Source organism: Bradyrhizobium sp. 153, from assembly GCF_023073835.1.
GTDB lineage: Bacteria > Pseudomonadota > Alphaproteobacteria > Rhizobiales > Xanthobacteraceae > Bradyrhizobium.
This window is the reverse complement of record NZ_JADPKH010000086.1, coordinates 1-17730: the sequence shown is the minus strand read 5'-3', so window position 1 is coordinate 17730 and position 17730 is coordinate 1. Positions and strand designations below refer to the sequence as shown.

The window sequence follows — 17730 nt, the reverse complement described above, 5'->3', positions numbered from 1 at the left end:
TGGCACGGCATTTGATTCTAGGGTCCCGGCTGTGCCCGCGTAGTGAACTTCTCCCTCGTGGCGAACCAGTCGAGAACGCCCGGCCATGTCCGGACCGGGCCAAAGCGGGGATAGGACCCATGAAAATTGTTATGGCGATTATCAAGCCATTCAAGCTGGAAGAAGTCCGTGACGCCCTGACCGCCATCGGCGTTCACGGTCTCACGGTGACGGAAGTCAAGGGATATGGCCGCCAGAAGGGCCATACGGAAATCTACCGCGGCGCCGAATATGCCGTGAGCTTCCTGCCCAAGATCAAGATCGAGGTCGCTATCGCCTCCGACCAGGTCGACAAAACCGTCGACGCCATCACGTCTGCCGCGAAAACCGGCCAGATCGGCGACGGCAAGATCTTCGTCATCAACCTCGACCATGCGGTGCGCATCCGCACCGGCGAGGCCGACGCCGCGGCCCTTTGATTTCGCGCTCAACCTTTATCCAATCAGGAGTGAATAAAATGACGTTTAAGCGTCCCTATGGCGCGGGACTGGCGGCTCTCGCAGTCGGCCTGTTCGCTGCGACCGCAGCCTATGCCGAGCCAACGGTCAACAAGGGAGACAACGCCTGGATGCTGACATCGACAGTGCTTGTGCTGTTGATGACGATCCCCGGCCTCGCGCTGTTCTACGGCGGCCTCGTCCGTTCCAAGAACATGCTCTCGGTTCTGATGCAGGTGTTCTACACCGTCTGCGTCGTCACCGTGATCTGGGCCGTCTACGGCTACAGCCTCACCTTCACCGGCGGCTCCGACTTCATCGGCGGCTTCTCCAAGGCCTTCATGATGGGCGTGACCACCGATACCAAGGCCGCAACCTTCTCGGTCGACGCCAACATCTCGGAGCTCATCTATGTCTGCTTCCAGATGACCTTCGCGGCGATCACGCCCGCCCTCATCGTCGGCGCCTTCGCCGAGCGCATGAAGTTCGCGGCGATCGCGCTCTTCATCCCGCTTTGGGTCACGCTGATCTACTTCCCGATCGCGCACATGGTCTGGTACTGGCCCGGCCCGGACATGATTCAGGATGCGGCCAAGGCCCTCGCAGCGGCGGGTGACGCGGCAGCCAAGACCGCGGCGCAGGCCAAGCTCGACGAGATCAATGCCGACGCCGGCTGGATCTTCAAGAAGGGCGCGATCGACTTCGCGGGCGGCACCGTGGTGCACATCAACGCCGGCATCGCAGGTCTCGTCGGCGCTCTGCTGATCGGCAAGCGCGTCGGCTACGGCAAGGAGCTGATGGCTCCGCACTCGCTGACCATGTCGATGATCGGTGCCTCGCTGCTCTGGGTCGGCTGGTTCGGCTTCAACGCCGGGTCCAATCTCGAAGCCAACGGCGGCGCCGCGCTCGCCATGACCAACTCCTTCGTCGCCACCGCAGCCGCCGCGCTGTCGTGGATGTTCGCGGAGTGGATCATCAAGGGTCATCCCTCGGTGCTCGGCGTCATCTCCGGCGCTGTCGCGGGCCTCGTGGCGGTCACGCCTGCGGCCGGTTACTCCGGCGTGATGGGTGCGATCGTTCTCGGCCTCGTGGTCGGCGTGGTCTGCCTGTTCTTCTGCACCGCCGTGAAGAACGCGCTGGGCTATGACGACTCGCTCGACGTGTTCGGCGTGCACTGCGTCGGCGGCATCGTCGGCGCGATCGGCACCGGCATCCTCGTCAACCCCGCGTTGGGTGGTGCCGGCATCATGGACTATACCGCGATCCCGCCGAAGGCTGCCGATTATGACTTCGCAACGCAGATGATCGCCCAGCTCTGGGGTGTCGGCACGACGCTGGTGTGGTCGGGCATCGGTTCGGCGATCCTCTATAAGGTCGTCGATGTGATCGTTGGTCTCCGCACCAATGTCGAGAGCGAACGTGAAGGCCTCGACATCACCGAGCACACCGAGCGCGCCTACAACATGTAACTCTCCTCCCGGTCGCGATCTCCTTGGGGACCGCGACCAGACCTACGGTTCGGGCACATACCCGGCAATGCCCTGACCGTTGAGGGGCTCCAGCGCAAGCTGGAGCCCCTTTCTTTCGATCGGGGTGCCGAAGAAAGGATTGCCGTTGCGCGACTGTCGCGAAGCTCGTCTTGGCCGGGCTCGTCCCGGCCAAGACGTCGCCGAAACATCCACGTCCCGGGAAGAGCACGATCAAGCGCCGCCAGCGACGAGAAGCGAGGACCTCGACAAAAGCGCCATGGATCCCGCCGTCATCCCGCCTCAATATTCCCGCTCTGGACGGAGGCGGCGGTCGATGGTTAATCGCGTCTTAACCTCGCCCTATCTATGGTGAACTGAACCGCTTCCCGCCGGTGCCTTCGCGCGACCGGCTGTTCCAAGAGTGCTGGCGCCCAGAATGGCTATGACCGCTTCATCCCGTGCGCCGCAGACCGGTGGAAGCTCCGAGACCGAACGCTCGCCCTTCGTCCGGCTGAACGAGCTCTTGGCCCCGCATCAGCCGGGTAAGCCCTTGATCACGCTTGCGGTCGGGGAACCCCAGCATCCGGTGCCTGATTTCGTCGGCCCGGTGCTGGCCAAGCACATCGCCGATTTCGGGCGGTACCCCATGAACAAGGGTACCGACCCGTTCCGCAAAGCCGCCGGCGCCTGGCTGTCGTCGCGTTTCAACCTGCCCCGGGCGCTCGACCCCGAGAGCGAGATTCTCGTCCTCAACGGCAGCCGCGAGGGGCTGTTCCTCGCCGCGATCGCAGCCGCGCGCTATGTCGGCCCGCGCCCGGGCAAGCCCGCCGTCCTGATGCCGAACCCGTTCTATCCGGTCTATGGCGCCGGCGCCCTCGCAGCAGCTTGCGAGCCGGTCTATCTGCCGACCACCGTCGACAACGGCTTCCTGCCCGATCTCGATGCCATCGATGAGGCGACGCTGGCGCGAACGGTGGCGTTCTATCTCGCCTCGCCCGCCAACCCGCAGGGCTCGGTCGCCACACCCGATTATTTCAAGCGGTTGAAGCAACTCGCCGATCGCCACGGCTTCGTGATTCTCAGCGACGAGTGCTATTCGGAAATCTACACCCGCGAGGCACCGGGCAGCGCGCTCGAATGCGCCGGCCCCGATTTCACCCGCGTGGTCGCGTTCCAGTCGCTCTCGAAGCGCTCCAACCTTCCGGGCCTGCGCGTCGGTTTTGCCGCCGGTGACAAGAAGTTCATCGGCATGTTCCTGGAGCTGCGCAACATCGCGGCGCCGCAAGTGCCGGTGCCGCTCCAGCATGTCGCGACCGTTGCTTACGGCGACGAAACGCATGTCGAGGAGAACCGCAGGCTCTACCGGATCAAGTTCGATCTCGCCGACCAGATCATCGGCAATCGTTACGGCTACCGCCGGCCCGATGCCGGCTTCTGCGTCTGGCTCGACACGTCCGCGATCGGCGACGACGTGTCCGTGACGCTGAGACTCTTCAAGGAAGCAGGCGTGCGCGTGGTGCCCGGCAGCTATCTGGCGCGGCTCCAGCCCGACGGCTTCAATCCCGGCGCAGGCTACATTCGCCTCGCGCTGGTGCAGGATGGCGAGACCACGGCGCAGGCGCTGCACCGCCTGGTCGAGACTCTGGGTTAGGCGGGGCCCATGAGCATGTCGGCAATCGAACGTGTCATTCCACTGGTCGGCCATCTGCCGCCCTCGATCCGCGAGGGGTTGGCGCGGCGCCTGCGCGAGCTCACCGGCCTCGGCCTGGTCGCGCTGTCCGGCGGCGCGTCGGCGGCGCTGATGACCTGGTCGGTGCAGGATCCCAGCCTCAGCCACGCCACCTCACGGCCGATCCGCAACATCCTCGGCTATGCCGGCGCGATCGGCGCCGATCTTGCAATGCAGATCCTCGGGCTCGGCGCGATCATGCTGGTCCTGACCGTCGCGGTCTGGGGCTGGCGCATGATGACGCATCGGCCATTCGACCGCGAAGCGCTGCGGCTCGGCTCCTGGATTCTCTGCACGGTGATCGCGGCGGGCTTCGTCAGCTGCTGGCCGCATGGCGGCGCCTGGCCGCTGCCGACCGGCCTTGGCGGCGTGGTCGGCGATGCCCTGGTGCGCGCACCCGCAGTGATCTTTGGGCCGGCCGGCACGATCTACCGCATCTTGCTCGGCACGATCCTGTTCGCCGCGATGACGGCGACCTTCCTGATCGCCTGTGGTCTCGGCGCGCGCGAGCATGACGACGAGTTCGCGGATATCGAAAACGACGACAAACCGCTCGACGCAGACGAGGAGAGCGATCGCGGCTCGGTGTCGCTGGGCTGGCTGTTCCACGCCTTGATGAGCACCAAGGCGCGACTGATCTGGCTGCTCGGCGCCGCTTACCGCTCGCTGGTCTCGAGCGGGCCGAAGACCAAGCCCGTTGCGTTCAGTCGTCAGGAGCCCAATCTCGGCGGCGGCCGCGGCGCGCCCTCGATCACACCGCAGTCCGAAGACGAGGACCACGCGGACGAGTACGAAGAAGAGGAAGACGAGGAGGAAGAGGAGGAGCCCGCCGCGCGCGCCCCGCGCAAGAAGGCTGCTCCGAAAACTCCTGCCAAGAAATCCTCCGACAAGTTCGATCTTCCGTCCGTCTCCATGCTCGCCGCGCCAAAGGCCGGCGACCGCCAGCCGCTCAGCAAGGCCGAGCTTGAAACCAATTCCCGCTCCCTCGAAGGTGTGCTCCAGGATTTCGGCGTGCGCGGCGAGATCGTGAAGGCCAATCCGGGTCCCGTCGTCACGCTGTACGAGCTGGAGCCGGCGCCCGGCATCAAGTCGTCGCGCGTGATCGGGCTTGCCGACGACATCGCGCGCTCGATGAGCGCGCTATCCGCCCGCGTCGCGGTCGTGCCCGGCCGTAACGCGATCGGCATCGAGCTGCCGAACGCGCACCGGGAAAAGGTCTATCTGCGCGAACTGCTGGTGGCGAAAGAGGCGACCGACACGGTTGCAAAGCTGCCGCTCTGCCTCGGCAAGACCATCGGCGGCGATCCCGTCATCATCGACCTAGCGCGCACGCCGCACATGCTGATCGCCGGTACCACCGGCTCCGGCAAATCGGTCGCCATCAACACCATGATCCTCAGCCTGGTCTATAGGCTGCGCCCCGACCAGTGCCGGCTGATCATGGTCGATCCGAAGATGCTCGAACTCTCCGTCTATGACGGCATCCCCCATCTGCTCACGCCGGTTGTGACCGATCCGAAGAAGGCGGTGGTTGCGCTGAAATGGGCCGTGCGCGAGATGGAAGAGCGCTACAAGAACATGGCCAAGCTCGGTGTGCGCAACATCGATGGCTACAACACGCGCCTGCTCGAATTGAAGGCCAAGGGCGAGGAGCCGACGCGCACGGTGCATACCGGCTTCGACAAGGAGACCGGCAAGGCGATCTACGAGGAAGAGAAGCTCTCGCTCGACCCGCTGCCCTACATCGTCATCATCGTCGACGAAATGGCCGACCTGATGATGGTCGCCGGCAAGGACATCGAAGGCGCGGTGCAGCGTCTGGCGCAGATGGCGCGCGCCGCCGGCTTGCACGTGATCCTCGCCACGCAGCGTCCGTCGGTCGACGTCATCACCGGCACCATCAAGGCGAACTTCCCGACCCGCATCGCTTTCCAGGTGACGTCCAAGATCGACAGCCGCACCATTCTCGGCGAGATGGGCGCCGAGCAGCTGCTCGGCCAGGGCGACATGCTCTACATGGCCGGCGGCGGCCGCATCAGCCGCGTGCACGGACCTTTTGCCTCCGACGAGGAGGTCGAGAAGGTGGTGCGTCACCTCAAGACGCAGGGCCAGCCCGAATATCTCGAAGCGGTCACGGCCGAAGAGCCCACCGAGGACGAGGATGGCGCGGTGTTCGACGCCACGGGCATGGGTGCCGACGGCGGCGGCGATTTATTTGCGCAGGCCGTTGCCATCGTCAAACGTGACCGCAAGGCCTCGACCAGCTACATCCAGCGCCGCCTGCAAATCGGCTATAACCGCGCTGCATCGCTGATGGAGCGCATGGAACTGGAAGGCATCGTCGGGCCCGCCAACCATGCCGGCAAGCGTGAGATTCTGGTCGAGGAAGAAGACAGCCATATGTGAGGCAAGGGACCTCGAGACATCATTTCACGCAGAATCGATATCTGCTTTTGGCCGAAATCACGCTAAGAAGGCGCCCAGCCACGTTAGGACGACGCGTTGATCAGACATACGGACATTCGATTCGCTGCCACCATCGCTGCGCGTAGCGCGCGGGTGGCCGGCGTGCTTCTGGTGACCGCCGCGATGGTGACCGCAGCGTCGCTGGCGCAGACTGTGCCTGTGCCCAAGCCCGCGCCGAAGGGACGTGACGGCGGCGCCGCGGGCGGGCCAGCTATCACCGGTGCGACGCAGACGCCACCGAATCCGGTCATCCCGGATCCGCGCCGCAACGTGCCGAGCAGCATCTTCCAGACCTTCGACGCCAACCAGAAGGCACAGGCCGCCAAGGTCAGCGCCTATCTGTCCTCGCTTCAGACGCTGGTCGGGAATTTCGTTCAGGTCGGCCCCGACGGCAGCAAGACGCAGGGCGATTTCTACATCCAGAAGCCGGGCAAGGTCCGCTTCGAATATGATGCGCCGAGCCCGATCGACATCGTCGCCGACGGATCGTCGCTGGTGGTGCGTGATCGCAAGCTCGCAACCCAGGACGTGTATCCGCTGTCGCAGACGCCGCTGCGTTTCCTGCTGTCCGATCGCATCGACCTGATGAGAGACACCAACGTCGTCAACGTATCGGCTGACGACGTCTTCATTAGCGTTACCATCGAGGAGAAGCAGGCGCTGGTCGGCACCAGCCGTCTCCTCTTGATGTTTGGCGCCAAGGACGGTCAGTTGAAGCAGTGGACCGTCACCGATCCGCAGGGCTACGACACCACGATCGCGGTCTACAATCTGGATTCGAGCAAGAAGCTCGATCCCAACATGTTCAAGATCGATTTCACCAATTACGGCCCATCGCCAGGTTGAACGTTCTATCGCCGTAGGGTGAGCGAAGGTGCCCTTGCGCCGTGCCCACCATCTCTTTCCTCGCGGCAGGCATGGTGGGCACGCTTCGCTCTTCGAGCTGCACCGGACAAATTGCTGTGCCCGTGCTGCGAGACCTCGCATTTCCAAGCTGGAAAAGACGTGGGCACGTCGCGCTGCGCCTTTGCCCATCCTGCGAGAGCTTGCTAAGACGCACGTCCCATGCGTTTTTCCCTGACAACCTGGAACATCAATTCGGTGCGGCTACGCATCGATCTGGTCGCGAAATTCCTCAAGAGCGCGCGGCCGGACGTGCTGTGCCTGCAGGAGACCAAATGCATCGACGACGCCTTTCCGCTCAAGCGTTTCAAGCGGCTCGGCTATGAGCACGTCGCGCTGAACGGGCAGAAGGGCTATCACGGCGTCGCCATCGTCTCGAAGATTCCGTTCGAGTCGAAGGACATCCGAACCTTCTGCGACAAGCTGGATTCCCGCCACATCTCGGTGTCGTTCGGCGGCACGGCCAACATCGCAAAGCCGCTGATCGTGCATAATTTCTACGTGCCCGCCGGCGGCGACATTCCCGATCCCGCGCTGAACGAGAAGTTCGACCACAAGCTGCGCTTCCTCGACGAGATGAGAGCCTGCGAGCCGCTGCATCCGCGAGGGCAGGACCGCCACATCCTCGTCGGCGACCTCAACGTCGCCCCGCACGAGAACGACGTCTGGTCGCACAAGCAGCTTCTGAAGGTGGTTTCGCACACCCCGATCGAAACCGAGAAGCTGAAGGCGGCGCTGGCTGCCGGCGAATGGATCGATGTCGCGCGCGAGCGCATCCCGATGTCGGAGAAGGTCTATACGTGGTGGAGCTATCGCTCCCCCGACTGGACCGTCGGCGATCGCGGCCGCCGGCTCGACCACATCTGGGTCTCGCGCGCGCTGAAGGATGCCGTTCAGGATTTCAAGATCCTTCGCGATGCGCGGAGCTGGGAGCGGCCGTCGGACCATGTCCCGGTGACGGTGACGCTCGAGGTTTAGCACCGTCCATCACGCCTGACGCCCTCATTCTGAGGAGCGCGCGTGCGCGCGTCTCGAAGGATGGGCTGCGGGCGATGTCCGGGCCTTCATGGTTCGAGACGGCGCTGACGCGCCTCCTCACCATGAGGATCACTCACGACGTCAGCTTCGCACCGGCCATCAAAATATCGCTGGCGATCTGGCTGGAGCGGACTGCGAATTCGTCGCGCAGGCGAACCGCGGCGGCGGGGTCGCTTTCGAGCACGCGCTGGAACAGGCTGCGCGCGATGCGGATGACGGAGGCGTGCTCCAGCGCGACCGCGGTCGACGGCCGCTTCATCGGCACGACCAGCGCGAGCTCGCCGATCAGGGCGCCGGGACCGGCGATCATTTCGGCACCGGCGCCGTCATCGACCCGGAAGGCGCCGCGCTGGACCACGAAGCCGGCGTCGGCATCGTCGCCGAGATTGAACAGGACGTCGCCGCGGACGAAGTTGCGCTGCTCGGAGCCGATCGCCAGCATGCGCAACGAGGCGTCTCCCAACAGGCGCAGTGTCGGGACACGCTCGAGAAGCGCTACATCGTCGTCGATTGACATTCAGGTCCGAGGCTCAAGGGCAGGCGATCTAACGATTCGCAGGCCCCTGAAGCGTATCACGGCACCAGCTTGTAGCCACCGGCTTCCGTGACCAGGATTTCCGGGTTGGCGGCGTCCTTCTCGATCTTCTGGCGAAGGCGGTAGATGTGGGTTTCCAGCGTGTGGGTGGTGACGCCGGAATTATAACCCCAGACCTCCTGGAGCAGCGTCTCGCGCGACACCGGCATCTGGCCGGCCCGGTAGAGGAAGCGGAGGATGGCGGTCTCCTTTTCGGTGAGGCGGACCTTGCGCGCGTTCGCTGCCGTCAGCATCTTCGAGCCGGGGCGGAAAGAGTAGGGGCCGACCGAGAACACCGCGTCCTCGCTGGCCTCGTGCTGGCGAAGCTGGGCGCGGATGCGGGCGAGCAGCACGGCGAAGCGGAAGGGCTTTGCCACATAATCGTTGGCGCCGGACTCCAGCCCCAAAATGGTGTCGGAATCGGTGTCGTGGCCGGTCAGCATGATGATCGGGGCCTTGAAGCCGCCCTTGCGTAACGAGCGAACCACCTCGCGACCATCGGTGTCGGGCAGGCCGACATCCATCAGAACGAGATCGGGAGCATTGGCCTTTGCGGCGCTTGCGCCCTTGGCGCCGGTATCGACGGCGGATGCTTCGAATTCTTCGTGCAGCGATAATTGCTCCACCAACGTATCGCGCAGATCGGTATCGTCATCCACGATCAGGATCTTGCGGGCATTGGCCATAGGGGGTCATCCTTTTGGATCCGGCTCGGCGCGCATCCATGCCGCACCCAGCCGCGAGGGAAAGTTAGGGGTCGCCGTTGTTATTGTTGTTCGTGTTGAAGTAGTGGGCTGTTACCGATTCACAAGCCAGAACCACTCTAACCCAGAATAGCAGGGCGTTTTGATGAATGTCCTGTAATGAATTCGACATCGCACGTTCACATGAAAAACAAAGCTGCGTCAGCTAGTTACACCATGAACCGAAGTGCCGGGCCGCTGTCCGCGATCCGCGTTAGGCGTGCCGCCGGCAATCCCCGCCGGGGCTGGCTGACGGCCGGAGCACTGACGATACCGGTGGCGCTGGGACGCGGCGGCATCCTCGCCAACAAGCGCGAGGGCGACGGCGGCACCCCGAAAGGCAGCTTCCGCCCCAGGCGGTTGTGGTGGCGGGGCGATCGGCACAGCCGTCCGCAGACATTCTTGCCGGCCCGGATCATCACCGGCGAGGACGCCTGGTGCGAGGACCCCAAAGACCGTCATTACAACCAAGGTATCCGGCTCGGCGAAGGGCAGGGCGGTGACCGGCTCAAGCGGAGCGACCATCTCTATGATTTCATCATCGAGATCGACCACAACACGAGGCCGCGCATCGCCGGCCGCGGCAGCGCGGTGTTCTTGCACCTCGCCCGCGACAATTTCGGCCCGACCGCAGGCTGCGTCGCCATGACGAGATCTGCGATGCTGCAATTGCTGCGACGATTGGGACCAAGAACGAAAATCATCATCGGGTGAGGACGCATGCTCGACAGGGATCAGATCGGGCAGCGGAGGTGGTGACCCCGGGCATGGGCCATCCGCCGCTGCCGATCCAGGCCGGCGATCATTTTGCGGTGGATTTCGGCGTGCTGGGCAAGGTGTCGGTGGGGTTTGCGTAGGTGCGGCCCCTTCCGCCGTCATTGCGGGGGAAGTGAAGCAATCCCGAAATGCATACGTGGAAAGACTCTGGATTGCTTCGCTTCGCTCGCAATGACGAAATCAAGACCGTTGCCCCACGGCCCTTCGCCTACGGCTCTCACCGATGCCCGAAGATCGCGCTTCCCACGCGGACATGGGTGGCGCCGAGCATGATCGCGGTCACAAAATCCGCGCTCATGCCCATCGACAGGTTCTTCAGGCCATTGCGCGCCGCGATCTTGGCGGTGAGAGCAAAGTGCGCCGCCGGCGGTTCGTCGATCGGCGGGATGCACATCAGGCCGGAAATCGTCAGCCCATAGGTGTCGCGGCAGCTCGCGAGGAAGGCATCGGCCTCGCCGGGCGCGACGCCGGCCTTCTGCGGCTCCTCGCCGGTGTTGATCTGGACGAACAGCTGCGGGTGCTTGTTCTGGGATTCGATTTCCTTGGCTAACGCTTGGCAAATGCTCGGACGGTCGACCGAATGGATGGCATCGAACAGCGCGACCGCCTCCTTCGCCTTGTTGGATTGCAGCGGCCCGATCAGATGCAGCGCGATGTCCGAGTAGACAGACATTAACGCGGGCCACTTGCCTTTGGCCTCCTGGACCCGATTTTCGCCGAATACGCGCTGTCCGGCGTCGATCACCGGGGTAATCGTATCCGCGGCGAAAGTCTTGGACACCGCGATCAGCGTCACGGAGGCGCGATCGCGCTGCGCATCCTTGCAGGCACGTGCAATTTCGGCCTCGACTGCGGCGAGCCCGTTTGGTGAATGGCCGGTTGCCGGCGCGGCGTTGGCTTCTGTCATGACGTCGATCGGTTGTGGTCGTAACCGCAGGTAAGTCCAATTTTACCGAGTTCAAGAAAGAGTTTTTGAACCCTTCGCTTTACCTTGCCCGTGGGGTGGGTAGCGAAGATGGCAAGCGTCAGTCTCAACCGCAAACGAGCCAAACTCAAGCAGGTTCTCGGAATCCGGGCGCGGCTCGCGTTGCTCGCGGTGATTCTGGTGGCCCCCTTGATGCTCGAGCGCATCCGTTCGCTCGAAGACACGCGCGCGCGGCAGATCGCGCAGGCCGCCGCCGAATTCACCACCGTCGCAAGGCACAGCGCCGATGCGCAGCGCGAGGTGATCTCGTCGGTCGAGACCATCCTGAAATCGGAGGCCTTCATTCGGGCGTCCGCCGGCGGGATCAGCAAGAGCTGCGACGTGCTGCGTGCGAGCCTGCCGTCGAGCCTGCCCTGGATCCGCACGCTTCTAATCGCGGGCCAGGACGGCCGCATCCAGTGCGCCACCAACAACATGTATGTCGGCCTCGATCTCAGTGACCGGCCCTACTTCCTGCAGGCACAGGAAACCGGCCGTTTCGTGCTGAGCGACTTCATCCTGTCGCGGCCCGCGCCGACGCCGACCGTCATGGCGGTTTATCCGGTGTCCGCCTTCAGCGGCGTTCCGGATGCCGTCGTGCTCGCCACCGTCAACCTCGACTGGATGTCGAAGGTTATGAGCAATCTCGGCGGACGCGCCGGCATCACGGCGGTTCTCGTCGACAGCGCCGGCACCGTACTGGCCGCGCCCGCCGACCAGCACAGCGCGGTCGGCCGTCCCCTCGACAACATGCCGCTGATGTCGGCGATCGCCGACAGGGCGCTGCGGTCCGACCAGGATGAAGGCGCGCTGTCCTTTCTAGCTGCCGACGGCTCCCGCCGCGCGGTCAGCTACATCCGCATCGCCGGCACCAATGCCCGCCTGATCGCAAGCATCGACGAGGACAAGGTGTCCGCGGCGGTGAGCCGCGACATCCGCACCGCCTATCTTCAGCTCGCCTTCGTCGTCGTGTTCGTCCTGCTCGGCGCGCTGATCGCCGCCGAGAAACTGGTGATCAAGCCGATCGAGATGCTGGCCGACATGGCCAAGCGTCTCGGCGAAGGCGATCTGTCGGCGCGGGCGGCGCGTACTCGCCTGCCCGCCGAGTTCGTGCCGCTGGCGCGCGCGTTCAATGCGATGGCCGCGCAATTGAGTCAGCGCGAGCGCGAGCTGATCGCGAGCAACGACCGCCTGACGGTGATGGCATCGATCGACATGCTGTCCGGTCTCGCAAACCGTCGCGGCTTCCAGAGCCGGCTCGATTTCGAATGGATGCGCGCCCAGCAATATGGCAGCGACCTCGCGCTTCTGATGATCGACGTCGACCACTTCAAGCTCTTCAACGACACTTATGGCCATCTCGAAGGCGATTCCTGCCTGACCCGGCTCGGCGAATCGCTGTCCGGCATTGCCGCCGACACGATGGGTTTCGCGGCGCGCTATGGCGGCGAGGAATTCTGTCTGCTGCTGCCGAACACCGACGTCGCCCGCGCCGTCGAAATCGGCGAACTCGTCCGCGCGGCCGTGTTGAAACTCTGCCTGCCGCATATCACCTCCGCGCATATGATCGTCACCGTCTCGATCGGCGTTGCAGCGACGAAGCCAAACGAGACACTGCGCCCCGGTGACCTCATCGAAGCCGCCGACGCCGCGCTCTACGCCGCAAAACACCGCGGCCGCAACAACGTCGTCGAGCACGGCGTGCAGGCGATCGAGACCGGCGCGACCGAGATCGCGATGGCAGGCTAGCCGGCCATCCGCTCCCGATCGAACTCGCTCTCCGTAACGGCGCGATTGCGGCCGCTGCTCTTGCAAGATAGAGCGCGCGGTTGCCGCGCTCGAGACTGGCGCTCAGCTCGTTAATTGCACCTCAAACTGGACCTACCTCGGTAGCGAACCGGAGGTTTGAAGCGGAAAACGTGAAATCTATCGGCGTTCGGCAACCCATTGACCCCTTACAGGCTTTTATGGCCTAGTCCGCCGTCTTTAGCCGGCCGAACCCACGAAAACCCAACGATTCCATGACCTCCGAACGCTACAATGCCCGCGACGCCGAACCGCGCTGGCAACGCCTCTGGGACGAACAGGCGATCTTCGTCTCCCGAAACGACGATCCGCGGCCGAAATATTACGTCCTCGAGATGTTCCCCTACCCCTCCGGGCGCATCCATATCGGTCATGTCCGCAACTATACGCTCGGTGACGTCCTGGCCCGGTTCATGCGCGCCAAGGGGTTCAATGTGCTGCACCCGATGGGCTGGGACGCCTTCGGCCTGCCGGCCGAGAACGCCGCGATCGAGCGCAAGGTCGCGCCCAAGGCCTGGACCTACGACAACATCGCCGCGATGAAGAAGCAGCTCCGCTCGATCGGGCTGTCGCTGGACTGGTCCAGAGAGATCGCGACCTGCGATCCTTCCTACTACAAGCACCAGCAGAAGATGTTTCTCGACTTCCTCCGCGAAGGGCTCGCCGAGCGCGAGAAGCGCAAGGTGAACTGGGACCCCGTCGACATGACCGTGCTCGCGAACGAGCAGGTAATCGATGGCCGTGGCTGGCGCTCCGGCGCCGTCGTCGAGCAGCGCGAGATGAACCAGTGGGTCTTCAAGATCACGAAGTACTCGCAGGAGCTGCTGTCGGCGCTGGACGGGCTCCACCGCTGGCCCGACAAGGTGCGGCTAATGCAGCGCAACTGGATCGGCCGCTCGGAAGGCCTGTTGATCCGCTTTGCGCTGGATGCGGCGACGACGGCCGGCGAAAACGAGCTGAAGATTTTCACGACGCGCCCGGACACGCTGTTCGGCGCGAAGTTCATGGCGATCTCGGCGGATCATCCGCTGGCGCAGGCGGCCGCCGCGAAGAACCCTGCGCTTGCGGAGTTCATCACCGAGATCAAGAAGATCGGCACCGCGCAGGAGGTCATCGACACCGCGGAGAAGCAGGGCTTCGACACCGGCATCCGCGCAGTGCACCCGTTCGATCCCTCCTGGAAGCTGCCGGTCTATGTCGCCAACTTCGTGTTGATGGAATACGGCACCGGCGCGATCTTCGGCTGCCCCGCGCACGACCAGCGCGACCTCGACTTCGTCAACAAGTACAATCTCGGCAACACGCCGGTGGTGTGCCCCGAGGGGCAGGATCCGAAATCGTTCGTCATCACCGATACCGCCTATGACGGTGACGGCCGCATGATCAATTCCCGCTTCCTCGACGGCATGACGATCGATCAGGCCAAGGAAGAGGTGGCGAAGCGGCTGGAAGGCGAGCTGCGCGGCAACGCGCCGGTCGGCGAGCGGCAGGTCAATTTCCGCCTGCGCGACTGGGGCATTTCGCGCCAGCGCTACTGGGGCTGCCCGATTCCCGTCATCCACTGTCCGAAATGCGATGTGGTGCCGGTGCCGGATGCGGATTTGCCGGTGAAGCTGCCGGATGATGCGACCTTCGACCGACCGGGCAACGCGCTCGATCATCATCCGACCTGGAAACACGTCACCTGCCCGAAATGCGGGGCTAAGGCGCAGCGTGAGACCGACACCATGGACACTTTCGTGGATTCGTCCTGGTACTTTGCGCGCTTCACCGATCCCTGGAACGAGAACGCGCCGACGACGCCTGCGGTCGCCAACCGGATGCTGCCGGTCGATCAGTATATCGGCGGCGTCGAGCACGCGATCCTGCACCTGCTCTACAGCCGCTTCTTCACCCGCGCGATGAAGGCGACTGGGCACATCGCGCTCGACGAGCCGTTTGCCGGGATGTTCACACAGGGCATGGTGGTGCACGAGACCTACCAAAAGGCCGACGGCTCCTATGTGCAGCCGGCCGAGGTCAAGGTCGAGGTCGGCGGCAATGGTCGCCGCGCCACGCTGCTCGCGACCGGCGAAGACATCCAGATCGGTCCGATCGAGAAGATGTCGAAGTCGAAGAAGAACACTGTCGATCCCGACGACATCATCGAGACCTACGGCGCCGACGTCGCCCGCTGGTTCATGCTGTCAGACTCCCCGCCCGATCGCGACGTGATCTGGAGCGACGAGCGCGTCCAGGGCGCATCGCGCTTCGTGCAGCGGCTGTGGCGGCTGGTGAACGATGCGAAGGAACTCGGCAACGACGCGCCGGCGGCCCGGCCGGCTTCGTTCGGGGCAGATGCCACCGCCTTGCGCAAGGCCGCCCATGGCGCCCTGGACAAGGTCACGACCGGCATCGAGCGACTGCACTTCAACGTCTGCCTCGCCCATATCCGCGAATTCGCCAATGCCCTATCCGAGGTGCTCCAGCGCCCCGGCCAGCCCGCCGCGGACCTGGCCTGGGCAATCCGGGAGGCCAGCCAGATCCTGGTCCAGCTGTTCTCCCCGATGATGCCGCATCTGGCCGAGGAGTGCTGGCAGGCTTTGGGCCAGAGCGCGCTGGTTTCGGAGGCCAATTGGCCCCAAATCGAACGCGATTTGCTGGTTGAAGACAGCGTGACCCTGGTGGTCCAGGTCAACGGCAAGAAGCGGGGTGAGGTCACAGTTGCAACACTGGCCCAGAATCCGGAAATCGAGGCTGCCGTTTTGGCCCTCGATGCGGTAAAGCTGGCCCTGGACGGCAAGCCCGTCCGCAAGGTGATCATCGTCCCCAAGAGGATCGTGAATGTTGTCGGCTAGGATCCGCATCGCAGCCCGCTTGCTGGCGGTCGCCGCCCTGGCGGCGCTGACGGCCGGCTGCTTCCAGCCGATGTATGCCGAGCGCAACGACGGTACCCCTGGCCTGCGCGAGAAGCTGATGGGGGTCGAGCTGCCGCCGATCGCCAAAGCGAACGCCTCCCGCGAGGCGCGCGTTGGCGTCGAGGTCCGCAATGCCCTGGCCTTCAAGCTCTACGGCACGGCGACGGGAATGCCGCCGACCCACCGCCTGGAGATCCGCTTCACCACCACCCGCTCGTCCCTGATCGTGAGCGCCGCGACGGGACTGCCGACCAGCGAAAATTACGGCATCGATGCGCAATACAATCTGATCGACGTCGCGACCGGCAAGTCGGTGATGACCGGGACCACCTTCTCGCGCGTGTCCTACGACATGCCCGGCTCCTATCAGCGCTTCTCCCGCAACCGCGCCGTGCGCGACGCCGAGGATCGTGCCGCCAACGAGATCGCGGAGAACATCAACACTCGGCTCGCCTCGTTCTTCACCGCGGGCACGTAGTTCATTTCCGTCATTCCGGGGGCACACGAAGTGAACCCGGAATCTCAATTCCCAACCTCTGGATTCCGGCTTTGCGCGATGCGCGCCCGGGAATGACAATCTAGGCATGGTCGCGCTGCGCGGAAAAGAGATCGATGCCTTCCTCGCCCGCCCGGATGCGGGCCGCCCGATCATCCTGCTCTACGGTCCCGACGCGGGCCTCGTGCGCGAGCGCGCCGATGCGCTGATCGCATCCGCCGTCGACGATCCCAACGATCCGTTCTCGCTGGTCAAGCTCGACGGCGACGAGCTCTCCGCCGAGCCGTCGCGCCTCGTCGACGAAGCCATGACGGTGCCGCTGTTCGGCGGCCGCCGCGCCATCCGCGTCCGCGCCGGCTCGCGCAGCTTTGCCAGCGGCATCGACACCCTGGCCGAGATGAACGTAAAGGATTGCCGCATCGTGATCGAGGCCGGCGAGCTGCGCCCGGAATCGCCGCTGCGCAAGGCGTGCGAGCGCGCCAAGACGGCGGTCGCGATCGGCTGCTATCCCGACACCGAGCGCGACCTCGCCAAGCTGATGGAGGAGGAGCTCCGCATCGCCAATCTGCGCATCGCGCAGGACGCCCGCGCGGCGCTGATGTCGTTCCTTGGCGGCGACCGCCAGGCCTCGCGCAACGAGCTGCGCAAGCTCACGCTCTATGCCCATGGCAAGGGCGAGGTCACGCTGGATGACGTGATGTCCGTGGTTGCCGACGCCTCCGAGCTGAAGCTCGATCCCATCGTCGATGGCGCCTTTGCCGGCCGGCCCGACATTGTCGAGGCCGAATTCGCCAAGGCCATGATCGCCGGCACCTATCCCGGCGTGATCATCTCCGCCGCGCAGCGCCAGGCCGCGTGGCTGCACAAATCGGCGCTCGCGATTGCCGACGGGACGCCGGCCTCAGCCGTGCTCGACGGCGGCTTTCCACGGCTGCACTTCTCGCGGAAGCCCGCGGTCGAAGCGGCGCTGCGCAATTTCAGCCCGGCCCGGCTCGCCGCCATCATCGAGCAGCTCGCGACCGCCGCGCTCGACACCCGCAAGCAATCCACCCTCGCCGCCGCCATCGCCCAGCGCACGCTGATGGCGATCGCCGCGAATGCGAAGCGGCGGGGCTGAGCCGAATTCTCTCCACGTCATTGCGAGCCAACGGGTCCGCGCAAAGCGCGGCCCGATGACAGGCTCCGCGAAGCAATCCAGAATCCCTCCGCGGAAAGATTCTGGATTGCTTCGTCGCTGATGCTCCTCGCAATGACGTGTGGAGAGAGTCCCGCGTCACAATGATGGCGGTAATCCCTCATCCTGAGAGCCTGACTCAAAAAGCGCGTGGACGCTATCAAGGTTCTGGCTAGACGGCGAATTAGGAGCCTTAGATGGGCGGCGAGCAGCCAAGC

Annotated in this window: 14 protein-coding genes and 1 pseudogene; 12 read left to right on the top strand and 3 right to left on the bottom strand. The window is 64.5% G+C overall.

Annotation, left to right across the window (positions count from 1 at the left end):
* The first annotated feature begins 119 nt into the window (after positions 1 to 119).
* The 6 genes from IVA91_RS23230 (at position 120) to xth (ending at position 8021) form a co-directional block, all read left to right on the top strand.
* On the top strand, positions 120 to 458 hold the full coding sequence (locus IVA91_RS23230; RefSeq protein ID WP_247279969.1) for a P-II family nitrogen regulator: 339 nt from the start codon (positions 120 to 122) through the stop codon (positions 456 to 458).
* Between the two features lie 38 nt (positions 459 to 496).
* The gene (locus tag IVA91_RS23225) at positions 497 to 1945 is read left to right on the top strand and encodes an ammonium transporter (protein WP_247279968.1); all 1449 of its coding nucleotides are present in this window, start codon (positions 497 to 499) and stop codon (positions 1943 to 1945) included.
* A gap of 436 nt (positions 1946 to 2381) precedes the next feature.
* Positions 2382 to 3596: an aminotransferase class I/II-fold pyridoxal phosphate-dependent enzyme gene (locus IVA91_RS23220; protein ID WP_247279967.1), complete on the top strand. Its 1215-nt coding sequence runs from the start codon at positions 2382 to 2384 to the stop codon at positions 3594 to 3596.
* Positions 3597 to 3605: 9 nt separating this feature from the next.
* Positions 3606 to 6080 (top strand): DNA translocase FtsK, encoded by a 2475-nt coding sequence (locus IVA91_RS23215; protein WP_247279966.1) that lies wholly within the window; start codon positions 3606 to 3608, stop codon positions 6078 to 6080.
* A gap of 153 nt (positions 6081 to 6233) precedes the next feature.
* Entirely contained in the window at positions 6234 to 6986 is a 753-nt protein-coding gene (locus IVA91_RS23210) for an outer membrane lipoprotein carrier protein LolA (RefSeq protein WP_247280038.1), read from the top strand.
* A 219-nt stretch (positions 6987 to 7205) separates the two neighbouring features.
* Positions 7206 to 8021 (top strand): exodeoxyribonuclease III, encoded by an 816-nt coding sequence (xth, locus tag IVA91_RS23205; protein ID WP_247279965.1) that lies wholly within the window; start codon positions 7206 to 7208, stop codon positions 8019 to 8021.
* A 133-nt stretch (positions 8022 to 8154) separates the two neighbouring features.
* Here xth and IVA91_RS23200 read toward each other — a convergent pair whose 3' ends face one another.
* Both IVA91_RS23200 and IVA91_RS23195 read right to left on the bottom strand, forming a co-directional pair.
* The gene (locus IVA91_RS23200; RefSeq protein WP_247279964.1) at positions 8155 to 8598 is read right to left on the bottom strand and encodes a cyclic nucleotide-binding domain-containing protein; all 444 of its coding nucleotides are present in this window, start codon (positions 8596 to 8598) and stop codon (positions 8155 to 8157) included.
* Positions 8599 to 8654: 56 nt separating this feature from the next.
* Positions 8655 to 9341 carry a response regulator transcription factor gene (locus IVA91_RS23195; protein ID WP_007598630.1) on the bottom strand — a complete coding sequence of 229 codons (687 nt, stop codon included), beginning with the start codon at positions 9339 to 9341 and terminating at the stop codon, positions 8655 to 8657.
* 234 nt (positions 9342 to 9575) lie between these two features.
* Here IVA91_RS23195 and IVA91_RS23190 point away from each other — a divergent pair, with 234 nt between their 5' ends.
* Both IVA91_RS23190 and IVA91_RS23185 read left to right on the top strand, forming a co-directional pair.
* A complete protein-coding gene (locus tag IVA91_RS23190) occupies positions 9576 to 10112 on the top strand; it encodes a L,D-transpeptidase family protein (protein ID WP_247279963.1) in 537 nt (178 codons plus the stop codon).
* A gap of 26 nt (positions 10113 to 10138) precedes the next feature.
* Positions 10139 to 10255: pseudogene (locus IVA91_RS23185) on the top strand (hydratase); the annotation flags it as partial.
* Between the two features lie 137 nt (positions 10256 to 10392).
* Here IVA91_RS23185 and IVA91_RS23180 read toward each other — a convergent pair.
* Positions 10393 to 11082 (bottom strand): YggS family pyridoxal phosphate-dependent enzyme, encoded by a 690-nt coding sequence (locus tag IVA91_RS23180; RefSeq protein ID WP_247279962.1) that lies wholly within the window; start codon positions 11080 to 11082, stop codon positions 10393 to 10395.
* A 108-nt stretch (positions 11083 to 11190) separates the two neighbouring features.
* Here IVA91_RS23180 and IVA91_RS23175 point away from each other — a divergent pair, with 108 nt between their 5' ends.
* The 4 genes from IVA91_RS23175 (at position 11191) to holA (ending at position 17455) form a co-directional block, all read left to right on the top strand.
* A complete protein-coding gene (locus IVA91_RS23175; RefSeq protein WP_247279961.1) occupies positions 11191 to 12888 on the top strand; it encodes a diguanylate cyclase in 1698 nt (565 codons plus the stop codon).
* A 272-nt stretch (positions 12889 to 13160) separates the two neighbouring features.
* A complete protein-coding gene (gene leuS / locus IVA91_RS23170; protein ID WP_247279960.1) occupies positions 13161 to 15782 on the top strand; it encodes a leucine--tRNA ligase in 2622 nt (873 codons plus the stop codon).
* Positions 15769 to 16320: an LPS assembly lipoprotein LptE gene (lptE, locus tag IVA91_RS23165; protein WP_247279959.1), complete on the top strand. Its 552-nt coding sequence runs from the start codon at positions 15769 to 15771 to the stop codon at positions 16318 to 16320. Before leuS ends, lptE begins: the two co-directional genes overlap by 14 nt.
* Positions 16321 to 16426: 106 nt before the next feature.
* Positions 16427 to 17455, top strand: coding sequence for a DNA polymerase III subunit delta (gene holA, locus IVA91_RS23160; RefSeq protein WP_247421376.1), 1029 nt, complete (start codon positions 16427 to 16429; stop codon positions 17453 to 17455).
* The last annotated feature ends 275 nt before the right edge of the window (positions 17456 to 17730 follow it).